General features: G+C 49.6%; 1 rRNA gene. It reads left to right on the forward strand.

Annotated features, from left to right (window positions below):
* Positions 1-232 precede the first annotated feature (232 nt).
* Positions 233-2,184 (forward strand): 23S ribosomal RNA (locus ABJI30_RS09290); the annotation flags it as partial.

Here is a 2,184-nt window from a genome sequence, read left to right on the forward strand (position 1 = left end):
TGTGAATGGGTTTTTTTAATCGATGCCGTGGCAATTTTGCGGGTTCGATTTGGCGGTTTTTCGCTAAGTTGAATCAACAATATTGGCACACAAGTATTCATTTTTGAATTACTAAAAGGCTGAGTAAATAATTGTCCGCACACACAGGCAAGGCCGAATTGGCCATTGCAAAGCGCTTTTTTATGCAAGGGGCGTGGAGCTTTGTTCCAATCTTGTTGTTGGTGGTGTGGATTCTCAAGCGTGAGGTAAGAGCATTTGGTGGATGCCTTGGCACATACAGGCGATGAAGGACGTGGCACGCTGCGATAAGCGTTGGGGAGATGTGAGCAATCTTTGATCCAGCGATTTCCGAATGGGGGAACCCATCCTCACCATTTTTCTTTGTTTTTGGACTTCGGTCCAAGGCGAAGTAAAATGGGGAAGGATATCATCAAGTTGAATAAAATAGACTTGGTGAAGCGAACCCGGCGAACTGAAACATCTCAGTAACCGGAGGAAAAGACATCAACCGAGATTCCGTTAGTAGTGGCGAGCGAACGCGGACCAGGCCAGTGCCTGATTGTAAATTAGCAGAACATTCTGGAAAGTTTGACCATAGTGGGTGACAGTCCCGTATGCGAAAATGATCAATCAGGACTCGAGTAGGGCGGAACACGTGAAATTCTGTCTGAACATGGGGGGACCACCCTCCAAGCCTAAATACTCGTATGTGACCGATAGCGAACAAGTACCGTGAGGGAAAGGTGAAAAGCACCCCGATTAGGGGAGTGAAATAGTACCTGAAACCGAATGCTTACAAGCAGTGGGAGCCCCATATGGGGTGACCGCGTACCTCTTGCATAATGGGTCAGTGACTTAATTTATCGAGCAAGCTTAAGCCGTTAGGTGTAGGCGCAGCGAAAGCGAGTCTGAATAGGGCGACTGAGTTCGATGAATTAGACCCGAAACCCGGCGATCTAGGCATGACCAGGTTGAAGGTGCGGTAACACGCACTGGAGGACCGAACCGTTTAATGTTGAAAAATTATCGGATGAGTTGTGTTTAGGGGTGAAAGGCCAATCAAGCCGGGAAATAGCTGGTTCTCCGCGAAAACTATTGAGGTAGTGCCTCGGACGTTTTCCTATGGGGGTAGAGCACTGGATGGGCTAGGGGGTCGCGAGACCTACCAAACCTAACCAAACTCCGAATACCATAGAGACAAGTCCGGGAGACAGACGGCGGGTGCTAAGGTCCGTCGTCAAAAGGGAAACAGCCCTAACCTACAGCTAAGGTCCCCAAGTCATATCTAAGTGGGAAAGCATGTGGGAATCCCAAAACAACCAGGAGGTTGGCTTAGAAGCAGCCATCCTTTAAAGAAAGCGTAACAGCTCACTGGTCTAAATAAGGGTTCCTGCGGCGAAGATGTAACGGGGCTAAAGATATGCACCGAAGCTTAGGGTTCATAATTTATTATGAGCGGTAGCGGAGCGTTCCGTAAGCGGATGAAGCCGAAGGGTAACCGACGGTGGACGTATCGGAAGTGCGAATGCTGACATGAGTAGCGACAAACAGTGTGAGATGCACTGTCGCCGAAAGCCCAAGGGTTCCTGCTTAAAGCTAATCTGAGCAGGGTAAGTCGGCCCCTAAGACGAGCCCGAAGGGGGTAGTCGATGGGAAACAGGTTAATATTCCTGTACCTGGTGGAATGTGACGGATCTCGTGTGTTGTCTGATCTTATTGGATTGATCAGGCTTCGAAGAGGTTCCAGGAAATAGCTCCACCATATAGACCGTACCCTAAACCGACACAGGTGGTCAGGTAGAGTATACTAAGGCGCTTGAGAGAAGTATCCTGAAGGAACTCGGCAAATTGCCTCCGTACCTTCGGAAGAAGGAGGCCCTGATTCGAGGCAACTCTTATCAGGGGGCACAGGCCAGGGGGTAGCGACTGTTTATCAAAAACACAGGACTCTGCTAAGTCGGCTTCAAGACGACGTATAGGGTCTGACGCCTGCCCGGTGCTTGAAGGTTAAGAGGAGGAGTGCAAGCTCCGAATTGAAGCCCAAGTAAACGGCGGCCGTAACTATAACGGTCCTAAGGTAGCGAAATTCCTTGTCGGGTAAGTTCCGACCTGCACGAATGGCGTAACGACTTCCCCACTGTCTCCAGGATATGCTCAGCGAAATTGAATTCTCCGTGAAGATGC

The sequence above is a fragment of the Parasphingorhabdus sp. genome (assembly GCF_039968395.1).
Taxonomy (GTDB): Bacteria; Pseudomonadota; Alphaproteobacteria; order Sphingomonadales; family Sphingomonadaceae; genus Parasphingorhabdus.